We start from the raw sequence: 12,749 nt of genomic DNA, 5'->3' as shown, positions 1-12,749 counted from the left end.
ACTTCTCCGGCCTTTGATGCGCTTGGAGAACGACATGAAGAAATCAAGATTTACGGAAAGCCAGATCCTGGCAGTTTTGAAGCAGGGTGAGAGCGGGGTCCCAGTCGCCGATCTTTGCCGGGAGCACGGGATCAGCAACGCGACGTATTACAACTGGCGTTCCAAATATGGCGGGATGGACGCTTCGTTGATGTCTGAGATGAAGGCGATGGCCGAGGAGAACCGCCGACTGAAGAAGATGTATGCCGAGATGGCAATGCAGAACGAACTGCTGAAGGATGCTCTGGGAAAAAAGCCTTGAGGCCGTCTCAACGTAGAGAGATGGCCATGAATGCAATCCGTCTGCGTGGCGTGAGCATTGCGCTTGCTTGCCGGACTTTCCAGATCAGCGAAAGCTGCTATCGCTATGAACGCAAACTGGGCGACGAGAATGCCGAGATCGCAGACTGGCTGGTGCGGCTGACGACAACACACCGTACCTGGGGCTTCGGCTTGTGTTTCCTTTACCTGCGCAATGTCAAAGGCTTTGCTTGGAACCACAAGCGCGTCCGGCGGATTTATCGTGCTCTGGAGTTAAACCTGCGCATCAAACCGAAGAAGCGTCTGGTTCGGGAAAAGCCGGAGCCGTTGGTTGTGCCAAACGAGGCAAATGTCACCTGGTCAATGGACTTCATGTCGGATCAGTTGGCCGATGGGCGTAGCTTCAGGACTCTGAACGTGCTGGACGACTTCAACCGGGAGGGGTTGGGCATTGAGGTGGACATCTCCATTCAGGCCCTACGGGTAATCCGTACGCTGGAGCGGATCATCGAATGGCGCGGCAAGCCCCTTAACATCAGGGTGGACAATGGCCCGGAAAACGTCAGTGCGGCGTTGCAAATGTGGGCTTCACGGCGCGGGATCGGGCTGCAATACATCCAGCCCGGCAAACCGCAACAGAACGCCTATATCGAGCGCTACAACCGAACCGTCCGCCATGAATGGCTCGGACAATACATATTCAACACGATCAAGGAGGCACAGGATCACGCCACACGCTGGCTATGGACATACAACAATGAGCGGCCAAATATGGCCATCGGCGGCGTTACGCCGAAAATGAAACTGACAGCTGCAGCCTGAAGTCCAGTTATCGACCCCGCGAAAAATGGGATGATTACCGATGGTGAATACCTCTCGCGCCAGGCCGAGAATGCCGCTTGCCGGGATCGGACCAAAATATCGGGAGTCATAAGAAGCCATATAGTCGGAATGGACGTAGACCATGCCGGAAGCGATGCGGCCCCCGCCATATCCGGGCAAAGCGCGTCCTTGCCCATCCCTCTTATGAACGGTTGAAAGGCTGAGCCGAATGCTATCTATGACTGCAAAGCCCTCTTTTGTGCAAACCGTCTGTCCCGGCAGAGCTGCAACCGTCTTAATGAGCGGCGCGATGCCGCCCTCACACAAGCCGGCGGGAAGATAGAGACGCTCGCGCGCAAGCTTGATTGCCGGCAAATGTGCCGGCGGGCAAATAAACACGGTGTCCCCCACCCGGACCTCACGGGTTAAGGCATCGATCCGCCACAGCCCAAGCGCAAAACTCGGCGTGGTGTTGATCCGGTAACCGCCGAGAACGCCGGCAGCACCAATGCCGGCGACCGTCACGGCTGCAAGCAACAAGATCACAAGCGCCGCGCGTCGCCCCTCACGTCTGACCGCTGTGGTCACCGAACCATGCCTTGATCCTTGGAGAGAATTTGTTTCCGGTTCAGCACAATTAGGGCTAGAAATAGAATAGTACGCGCCTGCGCTCAGCGCCAGATTTGGTGCGGACAGCGGGACTCGAACCCGCACAGCTCAAGGCTTCCGGATTTTAAGTCCGGTATGTCTACCAATTTCATCATGTCCGCGTTCGGGTTCACCTGGTGCGCCCGTATTTTGTCCCCAAGCCCGATTTCTTTGCGAGCTCAGCGCGCAAAGCCGCATAGTTTGGTGCCACCATCGGGTAGCTTTCTTTAAGATCCCACTTGGCCCGGTAGTCTTCCGGGGTCATGCCATAATAGGCCTTCAGATGGCGCTTGAGGGATTTGAACCTTTTGCCGTCTTCCAGACAGATAATGTAGTCCGAATGGACCGATTTGTTGATGGGCACCGCCGGTTCCTGGGGCGCTTCGTCCAAGGTCCCGTCACTGTTCTTGCGAAGAGCCTCGTGAACGGAGCTGATCAGCCCTGTCAGGTCCGACGTGTTGACTGTGTTGTTGCTGACATAGGCCGCCACAATGTCAGCGGTGCAATCGATGAGGCTGGTTTCGGCGTTGATGTCGTTCATAGGGTGCCTGTAGTCTGTGAATTATTATGCGAGTGCAATTCGCTGAAAAACACTCAGAAGCGGCCTTCTCGTTACCTGCTCGCGTCCGGCCGAGCAACCTGGTGGGAGAAAAAGCGAAGCCGCAAGTGTCAAATGACACCTGCGGCTTGTTTACGTTCGAAGTTATAGCGGGCAATGCTAAACATTCGACTTCGAACGCAATCGATTTTCAGGAACAAACATTGAGCAGGGTCTGTTCTTTCAAATCAACTTTGCAAGCGAATTAAGCACCAACGAACGAAGAATATAAGGTTTGCGGACATTTCACCTGTGTCGTAAATCACACGCCAAACCCTCATGAGTCATGCAGTTGCCCTCACGTCTGACCGCTGTGGTCACCGAACCATGCCTTGATCCTTGGACCAGTCTTTTTTCAAGGCGCGTTCTTGGGCTTGGTTCCGGGAACGCCTGTTCGCAGCGATCTTCTGGATCGCGTTGAACTTCGGCCAAGCCTCCGCAAGCTTGGCTTTGTCTTCGCTGGCAACCCGAACGGCCGCTCTTTCGAAGGCAGGTCCCTCCGGCTTGATGCCGGCCATAAAGGCCCGCTCTCCAAATCGCTGGTCCAGCTTCGCGGCGACTTCACCGAGCTCGGCCTCCACGTGTCTGTCCGCCAGAAAGAAGGACAAACCTGCATTTAGGTCGTTGCGGTCGATGGCATCGCGGATCCGCGTCAGAACCGTTTTGGCCGCTGGCGACAGCCCCGGCACATCGACGCGCGACAGATCCCGCTCGCGTTCCAGCTCCAAGGTGCGCAGGTCTGCGATCTCGGCACGAAGCGTGACATAGGAATTAATGTTCCGAATAAGACCGTTCACGTTCCTCAGGGCCGTATACCGAGCCTCTTTGGCTTGCCCACCGGCGAGCAAACCAGTCTTGCCTTTAAGCTCCCCGAACTGCTCCGGGTTGGTGCTGAGGTCCTGAAGCAGCCGCTCACGATCTTCCGCATGAGCGGCCTCGCCATTCTTCACCACATCGTCAAGCCGCATCGCTTGCATGGCTTTTTCCGGCTGGCGGTAGATGTGCGAGACGCGGTTCTCAAGCGCTTCCCATTGCGGGGTAAGGGATGCGTCCGACTGCAACTTGGCCTCCACATCTTGTTTGACCGGCATCGGCCAAGCCTGCACGCCCCTGATCCAGGGTTGCGGCGGGGCGACATATTCACGCGCGTCGGTTTGGACCGTATTCGCAGATGTGGCAAGGCCGCGTGACCCCATGCCGAGCTTTGCGCCGAGCGCGGCGAGCCGTTCCCCGAGGATCGCGAGCTTCGCCCTCTGCTCACCAAACCAACGGCGTTGGTTCTGGATCATCGCCTTGGCGACCCGAAGCCCATAGAGGCCACGGTTGTTGGCATAGGCGAACGCCTGCGCGTAAAGCTCCGAGTTCGCGTAGTCGAGCGTTGTTTCCTTCGCTCCGGAGCGCGACAAGAAGAACTTCAACTGGCCCGATAGCAGCTCCGCGGAGGTGTTCACCTTCCACTCATTGCGGTGCGCTTGCTGGCCGTTCGACAGCTGGAGTGCCACCTTGCCAACGTGATGAAGGCCAATCTTGTCGCTAGGCTGGCAACCGGCTTCGCTCAACGCTCGCTCCAAGTCTACGCCCCAGGTCGTGTGATGCTCACCTTTCGAGTTCTGGAGCGTCACAAAATAGCTGTCGCTGTTGGTCACCTTGTTTTCAAACCGCGCTTTACCATGCGCAACAAGTTCACCGGAACGGCGATCGCTGAATTCCTCCTGCGACGCATAGAGCTTCATATCGCTCCGGTGCCGGGTCATCGCCACATAGGCAAGATGTCGGTCCAAGGTGCGCGTCGCCAAAACCTTCACACGATCGACCGTCGCTCCTTGCGATTTGTGGATCGTCGTCGCATAGCCATGATCAACATTGCGATAGCTCTTCTGATCGACCGCCACGCGACGCGCCTGATCCGAACCCGGCTCGCCGATCTCGGCAACAAAGCGCCCCTCGCCCGCTTCAACCACACGGGCCAACATGCCGTTCTTGACGTTCAGCTCCCGATCGTTCTTCAAAAACACGATCTGATCGCCAGCTGCAAAAAACCGCTCGCCCTCCTCGGTGCGGAATTTGTCGCCAGCCCCAATCACTCCGCGCTCGATCAGAACTTGCCGCGCCATCCGGTTCAGCCGGTGCACATCTTTGCGCAAATGCGCCAGCATCAACATTGACTTCGAAGGATCATAGTCGGCTGACCAGTCCTCGATCATGGCACCAAAAACCTGATCCTTGAGCAGCAGGCCGACAACATGACCGTTCGCCTGATAAACATCGAGCGCTTTGGCGACTTCTCCACGCGCAAGATCCATCGACGCTTTGCGCATCCACTCATCGCGCTGCCGGTAGATCGTGCCAAGCTCGGCATAACCGGTCCGGCCGGTCAGAGACCGGAACGCAGCTCCCGCTTCAATCGGCTGAAGCTGCTCCGCATCCCCAATCAAAACCAACTTGCCGCCGGTCTTCGCAATCGTCTCCACAAAGACGCTCATCTGACGACTGTCGACCATACCCGCCTCATCGATCACAAAGACGGTCTTTCTATCGGGAAGCTCCTCGCCTCTGCTCCATGACAACTGCCAGGACGCCAAGGTGCGCGATGCGATCCCGGCCTCCTTTTCCAACCCTTCAGCCGCCTTGCCCGCAAGCGCGCTACCGACAACCCGATAGCCATCTGCCTCCCAAACCTCACGCGCAGCTTTCATCATCGTGGTCTTGCCTGCCCCAGCCCGACCAACGACCGACGCCATCCGCTCCCCACCCGTGATCCGCTCAATCGCAACGCGCTGCTCATCAGAAAGCTGCTGGACCCTGGAAAGGATCTCGGCGCGTGAGCGCACACCAACATTATGCGAGGTTGCCGACACAAGGTCATCTGCACGGCGCCCCATCTCAGCCTCAAGCCACAACATCTCCCGGCTGGTAAACTTTGCAGGCACCTGTTCACCCGTGACCGGATCAATCACTTCGACCGCAAGCTTCACCACATCCGCAGACGTCAAAACGCGCGCAAGCAAGTCCTGGAACTGTCCCGGATCGTCCACATACCGATGAAGGTATTTTGCAATATCCCGCTCATCGAACACGCTCTTCTCACGCGTAACCGCATCGATGACGATTTCCGGACGGCGCGTGATCCGTGTGACATTTTCCCGGCACGCAGCAGCGTGCCACTCCATGCGCTCAAGATCGATCTCCCGCCCCCGCGCCTTCGCCTTCCTTTCAATGTTGCGTGCCTGAACACCGATTTTCGTCGTCGGCTGAAGATCAATCCCCTGAGCCGCATAGCTGCGATGATCAATCCGCGCATCATGACCGGCAAGCTCCAGGCTCTTGTTCGCATGACATGCCCAAAGCTCCCGCCACGCCTTCAGCGTCTGCTTGTCACCCGCCCAGGCGCGATACTGGATCTTGCCGTTACTCTGACCGCCCGCTCGAACTGGATTGCCGCGCTCGTCCAAAACCGTTTCCCATTTGGAACCGAACCCTTTCTCCGTCATCGGCGCCAACGTCAGCATGATATGGACATGCGGATTGTTCTCTTTGTCGTGATAGACCCAATCCGCAATCATGCCCCGCGACGTGAAGGCTTCGCGGATATAGCCCTGCATCAGAGCAATATTCTCAGTCCGGCTCAATTCGCTCGGCAATGCAATGACAATTTCCCGGGCAAGCTGCCCATTCGCCCGCGTCTCATGCGCTTCAACCGCATTCCAAAGCGCCTCGCTGGAACCGGCAACGCTGCGACCATCGGTCAATGCTCGGAACCATTCCGGTGGTTGGTCGGGCAGCGCAAGTTCCTCGTGAACCAAATCCGTGTCCCGATCCGAATAGTCGAACTTCCTGTGGTCCATCTCATTCGACACCGTCATCTGCGTGCGATGCCGATAGGCGCTTGCTGCCACTGCCGAACGGCCTTGGCTGCGCGAGATCACCTGAGCGCTGAAGTGGTATATCGACATGGAAGAAGGAATTTTCTGAAGCCGACGAGGATGGCAATTGCGATAGTCTGTGCCGGATAACACGCAAGGATTGTAATCACAATCCTATAAGTGCCCATAGAAATCCTGCTTTTGGCAGTCCTTCCAATGAGCCGTCGCCTTTAGCGACGGGGCGCAAGACCAAGACTCAATACAAACTTTGCAAAGCACCCCTTCTCAAGCTCACCCTTTCAAAGAAAAAATGCTTAAAAAGCCCAGACCCGGTTTACCACAGGCTACGGCTTTCTCTTCAGCGCTTCATGACCAGCGCGTTCGAGCCTCCGCCCGCTCCGTCCGCTTTTCCCTAAAACCGAACTCCGGCCCTTCGGGCTGGAAAACCGGGTCTTCAATGAACGCTTCCACGCGCCGATGGGCAACTCCCTTTCCTATGGCCGAACTCCGCTTAAGTTGTATCCACGACAAGTTTCACAACCAATCTCGACTTGCTTTCAACGACACGCTATGAGCGCGCCCCGTCTATTAAAAAACCCATTCCCGGAATAAGGAAAACCTGATGGCTCCCCGCAATTCCAAATCCGCATCTGAACAGATCGATGACATCGAAGCACAGATCGCAAAGCTGCAACAGCGCAAAAAAGAAGTGCTCAAGAAGCAGTCCGAACGCGTTGCCAAGCTCGTCATGGAAAGCGGACTGGCCGAGCTCAATATCAACGAAACCGAACTCTCAAAAGCATTGAGCGAAGTCGCCGCCCGATTTCAAAACGCGGCCGCTCCACAAACTAACACTCCAGCTCCGCAGAATTGAAGGCCAGTTCCGAACCCTTGAAAACCGGATAAAGCGCAACCAGCTCATGGACCGCAAGAAAGACGCAAGACAGAAGATCCAGCTCGGCGGCCTCATCGTCAAAGCCGGACTTCGAGAAACCGACAAGGCCATCCTTCTCGGCATCCTCACCGATGCTGCGAAACGCCTTGGCGAGAGGAACGAGCGCGACAGATGGCGCGCAATCGGAAAGGCCGCATTCAACGATGACACCCAAGAGAGCAATCTTCATGGTGATCCCCATAGCCCTCATGCTCATAAGCCTATGGGGCTTGAGCGGGATTGAGACAAAACTGGCGGCCTTTGCCACCAACCAGAAAGCCTACATCACCCTCGGCAGGATCGGCCTTGCCCTTCCCTTCCTCTGCTCCGCAGGCCTCGGTCTCATCGTTCTCTTCTCAGTGCGCGGAAGTCTCGATGTCAAATGGGCAGGCTTCGGCGTTCTCTTCGGTGGCGTCATGGTCTTTGCCGTCGGAGCGCTTCATGAACTGCTCCGCCTCAACTCGTTCGTCGCCCAGGTGCAACCTGGAACCATCCAGAACTATACAGATATCCATTCCCTCGCCGGAGCGACAACTGCATTCCTGGTCGCCCTCTTCGGGCTCAAGGTTGGCATGAATGGCAACAGCGCCTTCGGCCTCAACCAGCCAAAACGGGTGTCCGGCCGCAGAGCCATCCATGGCGAAAGCGACTGGATGGACAATGCCACAGCAGCAAGGATCTTTCCCGAACAGGCCGGCATCATCATAGGAGAGCGCTACCGGGTCGATAACGACACCGTGGCGCAAGTCAATTTCGATCCCAGGCACAAAGAGACCTGGGGCCCGGGCGGAAAGGCTCCCCTCATTGCCTTCGATCAAGGCTTTGGATCCACCCATGGCATCGTCTTTGCCGGGTCAGGCGGATACAAGACCACCTCCGTCGTCATTCCCACCTGCCTCACATATCCCGGCTCCATGGTTGTGCTTGATCCGTCAACCGAGATTGCGCCGATGGTGAGCCAAAGCCGCCACTCTCTCGATCAGGACATTTATTGCCTGGATCCCAAACACCCGGAGATTGGATTTAACGTCCTGGATTGGATCGGCCAGTTCGGAGCGTCAATCGAAGAGGATATTGCAACGGTCGCGGCTTGGCTCATGTCGGAAAAGCCGCGCCTCGCATCCGGTGCCGACGACTTCTTCCGCACCAGCGCAGAGCAGCTCATCACCAGCGTGATCGCCCACGTCGTCTTTTCCAATTCCAAAAACAGTTCCAGACAAAGATCGCTGCGTGCTGTGCGCAGCATTCTCACCAAGCCGGAAGAGAACCTGAAAGAGTTCCTGGCCGACATCCACGACACGGCCCCGAACGAGTTCGTGAAAGAGCTCGTCGGCCCGTTCATCGACATGACGCCCCAAACCTTCTCCGGCGTCTATGCCACCGCCGCCAAGGAAACACACTGGCTCTCTTACGAGAACTATGCCGCTCTCGTCTCCGGCAACACCTTCAAGACCGATATCATCGCCAACGGACACACGACCGTTTTCCTCAACATCGATCTGTCCACCCTGGAAAACCACCCAGGCATGGCGCGCGTGATCATCGGCGCATTCCTGAAAGCCGTCTACAATCGCGATGGCGACATCAAGGGCCGGGTCCTCTTCATGCTCGATGAAGCTGCCCGCCTCGGCTACATGCGCATCATCGAAACGGCACGCGACGCCGGCCGGAAATACCGCATCTCCCTTCTCATGCTCTTCCAGTCGCTCGGACAAATGCGAGAGGCTTTCGGCGGCCGGGACGCAACCTCCAAATGGTTCGAATCCGCCTCCTGGGTCTCATTCGCTGCAATCAACGATACCGACACCGCGCGCTACATCTGCGAGCGATGCGGCATGACAACCGTCGAGGTCGAACAGGTCAGTCGGTCCTCGCGCGCCGGAAGCCTAACACGAAACCGCTCCAGGCAGCTCTCTCAGCGGCCCCTCATCCAGCCACATGAAATTCTCCAAATGCGGTCCGACGAACAGATCATCTTCACAAGTGGAAACAGGCCTCTTAGATGCGGCAGAGCAATTTTCTTCAGAAGGCGCGACATGAGCGGGAAAGTCAGAAATTCCAGATTCAAAGAATGAGTGTACTGAATGATACCCAGCCAACCCTGCGTAGAAGCTACTGACATAGCGCCGCCCAAGTGTGCAGCCTGGGTGGCTCGTCTTCAAGACGATCTAGTTGCATATCCCTACTTTGCCTCTCTGTTAGGCAAACAACCCGCTGTTCGACAGCGGGTTTTTTTTGAGGAAACGCTGCGGTAAGCAGAGCATGCATGTCGTGAACACCGTAGGTCTGACGTTCATCCGTTACCCTGTGCCGCAATATGGGCCGCTTGACTAGCGAATCGGCCCGCCCCTGCCCTACTCGGCCGCCTTCGTCTGGTCCAGCTTGCGGGCTTGCTGACGAACGCGGGTTTGACCTTTGTCCAGCACCTTCAAAGTGCTCTCCAACCGTTCCATCTGCTTCGGATCAAGGCCATGTTTCCGGGAGAGTTCCTCAAATCTCTTTGGCTTTACGCCTGCGCGCATCTCCCCCAAGTCCGAGCCGAAGCGTTTTTCCAGCCTGGCCATCACGTGCCGCAGTTCGGACTTGTGCGCCTCGCTCAGCGGTCCAGCTTCCTGAATGGCTTGCGTCAGCGATTGGCTTGGCGCACTTACCTCTACCCGCGCCTTGTCGACAACGGCCTGGCGTTCCTGAGCCATCGTCTTGCGGATCCCGTGCACCACGTTGATGTGCGTCCCCACAAGAGAGTGAAGGCCGCGCTGGCCTTCGATGGCATTCTGTCGGGAAAGACGATCCTGGCGCGCAACGAGCACCCCACTCTTACCTGCAAGCCCGCTAATCTGCGACAATTCCCCGACAATAGACAGATCGTCGAGCTTGCCAGTCTCGGCAACCTCCCTGATCGCAGCCAGCACAGGCTTGGGGTTGGAGAAGACGATGCCGACCTGTTTCTCAAGCTTGGCGGTCGAGGTCTGCACCGCCTTGGAAGCGGCAAGCCGATCCTGAAGTTCAGCACGGGAAACCTCCGGGCTCAGCGTCGCAGAAGGAACCATGATTTCCCGTTGAACACTGTCGCCAACCATCGCCTGGGGCCCGAGGCCGGGGAGTTGCTGAAGGTTTGCGGAAATTGCAACAAGTTGCAAAGCCCCTTCTAGCATGAAGGGTTTGAGATAAGCGTCCAGATACCCTTTTCCTGGCGCGTCGATTTCAGCTGTTAACGCCTCCAGATAGGCATTCTTTTCCGTCCTTCCCTAATCAATATGAAAACCAGCTCGCCGACACAATTCCGAATGCACGGTCATGATCGTACGGCCATTGCCGTCAAGGAATGGGTGGGCATAGGCGAGGTGGCCCATCACCTCGCCCGGCCTCACGCGCATCGACGAAACGTCATTGCCTTGCTGAAGGGCGTATTCTACCCCTCGCCCAACATGGTTTGCGAACATAAACTCAACGTTGCCTTTGGTGACATGAATCTCTAGCGCATTCTGCGATCGATCCTGCCCTGCCCATGGATAAACGTCCTCGAATAGTGTTTTATGAACCGCTTTCACGTCATCGAACGTGAGCATGTCACTTTGGCTCAAATACTTAAGAGCGCGCCCGACATTTGCGCGAAAAGAATCGTGCTCGAGATCTTTGATCTTGGCAGGATCTTTTTGCGCCGCGTGGTTTCTCAGATAGCCTCGGACGGCAAAATCACCAAACGGATCAAACGTCATTTATGGCTTAGCGCTCGTCCAAATATCGTGAATGGAGGCGCGTCAGCTCGACGCCGTCCACCACGCGAGCACGACGAAGCGCGACGACCAATTCTTGAACCTCGTCAAACCGAACGTCATCACCAGCCAGCCGCGTGACATCATCGGCCCAATCATCAAGGGCAGTGCGCGCCACCGAGATGTCGTGCTTTTTGGCAAGAACGCGAATCTGCTCTTCAGCGCTCAACAGACGGATTTTAGCAACGGCGTGAGGGACAAGGGGAAAATCAGGAGGGGGATCTCCCACCGGGACGGCCCGGTGCGGGTTCGCGCCCGCGCGGATACGTGCCTGGTCCTGCACAAACGGAAGGAGCCGGCGCAGCCGGTTCATGCAGTGCGGAAGGATGGGGAGACCTGATTTTTCCCTTGTGGGAGAGGGGAAGCCGCGCGGCCCCTCCCCTGCACCCAAGTAATAATGATCGCGGTAGCGAGCCGTTCCACAACAGGCACATGAACGGGCAAGGGCTCAATGAACATAAAAACCTTCAGCTGCTCGCTCCGGCATCCGCCTGAAGCCGCCGATAGATCGCCTGGCGCGGGACGCCGGCGGTTCGCGCCGCCGCCGCGATCGTCATGCCGCCATCAAGCAAGTGGCGAATACCGGGCCAGCGTGCATCAGTGATCGCCGGTGGCCGGCCAACCGGCCGCCCTGCCCTCTTCGCGGCCGCCATTCCCTCTTTTGTTCGCTGTCGGATCACATCCCGTTCGAATTCCGCGTAGGCCGCGCTGATATGGAAGAACAGCCGCCCGCCCGGCGTCGTCGTGTCGATCGCCTCGTGCAGCGACACAAAGTCAATGCCAAAGCGCCCGATCCGCTCGACATCCTCGATCAGGAATTTCATCGATCGCGCCAGCCGGTCAAGCCGCGTCACGACCAGAGCGCCCCCTTCCGAGGCCGCGTTCAATGCGCGCTCGAGCTGCGGCTTGCAAACCGCCCCTCCAGAAACTCCCTTGTCATGGAAAATTCGCTCGCAGCCGGCCGCCTTGAGAGCTTCCCGTTGACCGGCGCCGGTCTGGTCACCGGTTGATGTTCTTATATATCCGATTTTCATGTCCGGAATTAATCACGCCAAGTGATTTCAGACAAGTCGAATAAAGGACAGTTTTCGGTTTCGGACACATGGCGGATTTCTGCGCCGGACAGCGTCCGATAATTATCGGGCTCGAATTTACCGGACATGTCCGGAAGCGATCCTTTTAGGACACGTGAGACGATCATGACCAGATCTTCAATATGGACAACGCTTCCATTAGCTGACGAGCGACCCGTCTGGGATCCGCAAATCTTTTGAGAGATCCTCCCAACCATATGCAACTTCGTTCAATGTAGCGTCCGTTCTCACATCTTCGCGAAATCCAATCACACGTGCTCCTATCGTCTCGTAGAACGAGCGTGCCGGATGATTGTCTTCCAGGACCCACAAGGCGGCAGCTTTTTGCTCCAGTGCCAATAGATGTTGCGCACCCTGGCGAATGAGATCCCCCCCAATGCCATTGCGTTGAACAGCTGCCAGTGCGTAAAGCGCTTCGATCTCGCCAGTAAAACCCTTATCGCGCAACGCGACATCCCTTTGTGGGCCGACCTAAACGAACCCCACGGCTCTGCGCTCGTTCAAGGCCAAAAACACTGAACCTTCACGACCACCGGCTTTCCTAAAGATGACCGAGGTCCACCTTTTTGTGCGGTCCGCGACATTCAGGTCAGACAGCATCTGATCCGGGAGGATGCCTGCATATGCTTCTTGCCACGAAGTCACGTGAACACTGGCGATCGCTTCTGCGTCCGCCAATGCCGCCACCCTGATTTTTGTGAGATTTCTGGTCAT

At 57.0% G+C, this 12,749-nt stretch carries 13 protein-coding genes and 1 tRNA gene; 5 read left to right on the top strand and 9 right to left on the bottom strand.

The window, feature by feature from the left end; translation table 11 throughout:
• The first annotated feature begins 34 nt into the window (after positions 1-34).
• A protein-coding gene (locus FIV00_RS03025) for an IS3 family transposase (RefSeq protein ID WP_371419564.1) occupies positions 35-1,122 on the top strand; the annotation gives its coding sequence in 2 pieces (ribosomal slippage) (positions 35-296 and positions 296-1,122; 1,089 coding nt in all).
• Here FIV00_RS03025 and traF read toward each other — a convergent pair.
• The 4 genes from traF to traA all read right to left on the bottom strand — a co-directional run bounded on the left by traF (position 1,042) and on the right by traA (position 6,321).
• Entirely contained in the window at positions 1,042-1,710 is a 669-nt protein-coding gene (traF, locus tag FIV00_RS03020; RefSeq protein WP_152499425.1) for a conjugative transfer signal peptidase TraF, read from the bottom strand. The two genes, FIV00_RS03025 and traF, sit on opposite strands and share 81 nt — an antisense overlap.
• 96 nt (positions 1,711-1,806) lie before the next feature.
• A tRNA-Leu gene (locus tag FIV00_RS03015) sits at positions 1,807-1,892 on the bottom strand.
• 8 nt (positions 1,893-1,900) lie between these two features.
• A complete protein-coding gene (locus tag FIV00_RS03010; RefSeq protein ID WP_152499424.1) occupies positions 1,901-2,311 on the bottom strand; it encodes a MucR family transcriptional regulator in 411 nt (136 codons plus the stop codon).
• Positions 2,312-2,685: 374 nt separating this feature from the next.
• Entirely contained in the window at positions 2,686-6,321 is a 3,636-nt protein-coding gene (gene traA, locus FIV00_RS03005; protein WP_152499423.1) for a Ti-type conjugative transfer relaxase TraA, read from the bottom strand.
• A 532-nt stretch (positions 6,322-6,853) separates the two neighbouring features.
• Here traA and FIV00_RS03000 point away from each other — a divergent pair.
• Genes FIV00_RS03000 through traG form a run of 3 tightly spaced genes read left to right on the top strand, consistent with a single transcriptional unit; the run spans position 6,854 to position 9,240 of the window.
• Positions 6,854-7,105: a TraC family protein gene (locus tag FIV00_RS03000; protein ID WP_152499422.1), complete on the top strand. Its 252-nt coding sequence runs from the start codon at positions 6,854-6,856 to the stop codon at positions 7,103-7,105.
• A 46-nt stretch (positions 7,106-7,151) separates the two neighbouring features.
• Positions 7,152-7,409: a conjugal transfer protein TraD gene (gene traD / locus FIV00_RS02995; protein ID WP_152499421.1), complete on the top strand. Its 258-nt coding sequence runs from the start codon at positions 7,152-7,154 to the stop codon at positions 7,407-7,409.
• Positions 7,354-9,240, top strand: a complete 1,887-nt coding sequence (gene traG / locus FIV00_RS02990; protein WP_247649331.1) for a Ti-type conjugative transfer system protein TraG — start codon at positions 7,354-7,356, stop codon at positions 9,238-9,240. Before traD ends, traG begins: the two co-directional genes overlap by 56 nt.
• A 279-nt stretch (positions 9,241-9,519) precedes the next feature.
• On the opposite strand, the gene FIV00_RS30040 is transcribed toward traG, so the two are convergent.
• Complete coding sequence (locus FIV00_RS30040) at positions 9,520-10,305, bottom strand: BID domain-containing protein (RefSeq protein WP_209006791.1); 786 nt, start codon at positions 10,303-10,305, stop codon at positions 9,520-9,522.
• Between the two features lie 108 nt (positions 10,306-10,413).
• Positions 10,414-10,884 (bottom strand): Fic family protein, encoded by a 471-nt coding sequence (locus tag FIV00_RS29520; RefSeq protein ID WP_152499438.1) that lies wholly within the window; start codon positions 10,882-10,884, stop codon positions 10,414-10,416.
• Between the two features lie 31 nt (positions 10,885-10,915).
• Here FIV00_RS29520 and FIV00_RS30035 point away from each other — a divergent pair, with 31 nt between their 5' ends.
• A complete protein-coding gene (locus FIV00_RS30035) occupies positions 10,916-11,281 on the top strand; it encodes a hypothetical protein (RefSeq protein WP_209006790.1) in 366 nt (121 codons plus the stop codon).
• 127 nt (positions 11,282-11,408) lie between these two features.
• Here FIV00_RS30035 and FIV00_RS02975 read toward each other — a convergent pair whose 3' ends face one another.
• The 3 genes from FIV00_RS02975 to FIV00_RS02965 all read right to left on the bottom strand — a co-directional run bounded on the left by FIV00_RS02975 (position 11,409) and on the right by FIV00_RS02965 (position 12,749).
• Positions 11,409-11,975 (bottom strand): recombinase family protein, encoded by a 567-nt coding sequence (locus tag FIV00_RS02975; RefSeq protein ID WP_152499419.1) that lies wholly within the window; start codon positions 11,973-11,975, stop codon positions 11,409-11,411.
• Positions 11,976-12,173: 198 nt separating this feature from the next.
• Positions 12,174-12,482, bottom strand: a complete 309-nt coding sequence (locus FIV00_RS02970) for an N-acetyltransferase (RefSeq protein ID WP_152499418.1) — start codon at positions 12,480-12,482, stop codon at positions 12,174-12,176.
• Positions 12,483-12,506: 24 nt separating this feature from the next.
• The gene (locus FIV00_RS02965) at positions 12,507-12,749 is read right to left on the bottom strand and encodes a hypothetical protein (RefSeq protein ID WP_152499417.1); all 243 of its coding nucleotides are present in this window, start codon (positions 12,747-12,749) and stop codon (positions 12,507-12,509) included.

It is taken from the genome of Labrenzia sp. THAF82 (assembly GCF_009363435.1).
Taxonomy (GTDB): Bacteria; Pseudomonadota; Alphaproteobacteria; order Rhizobiales; family Stappiaceae; genus Roseibium; species Roseibium porphyridii.
Note: the sequence above shows the minus strand (reverse complement) of the source record. Positions and strands in the feature narration are given on the sequence as shown.

Coding starts and splice junctions, on each gene's coding strand:
- FIV00_RS03010 (WP_152499424.1), bottom strand. CDS start 2,311: ATGAACGACATCAACGCCGAAACCAGCCTCATCGATTGCACCGCTGAC.
- traA (WP_152499423.1), bottom strand. CDS start 6,321: ATGTCGATATACCACTTCAGCGCTCAGGTGATCTCGCGCAGCCAAGGC.
- FIV00_RS03000 (WP_152499422.1), top strand. CDS start 6,854: ATGGCTCCCCGCAATTCCAAATCCGCATCTGAACAGATCGATGACATC.
- traD (WP_152499421.1), top strand. CDS start 7,152: ATGGACCGCAAGAAAGACGCAAGACAGAAGATCCAGCTCGGCGGCCTC.
- traG (WP_247649331.1), top strand. CDS start 7,354: ATGGTGATCCCCATAGCCCTCATGCTCATAAGCCTATGGGGCTTGAGC.
- FIV00_RS29520 (WP_152499438.1), bottom strand. CDS start 10,884: ATGACGTTTGATCCGTTTGGTGATTTTGCCGTCCGAGGCTATCTGAGA.
- FIV00_RS30035 (WP_209006790.1), top strand. CDS start 10,916: ATGGAGGCGCGTCAGCTCGACGCCGTCCACCACGCGAGCACGACGAAG.
- FIV00_RS02975 (WP_152499419.1), bottom strand. CDS start 11,975: ATGAAAATCGGATATATAAGAACATCAACCGGTGACCAGACCGGCGCC.
- FIV00_RS02965 (WP_152499417.1), bottom strand. CDS start 12,749: ATGACCAGAAATCTCACAAAAATCAGGGTGGCGGCATTGGCGGACGCA.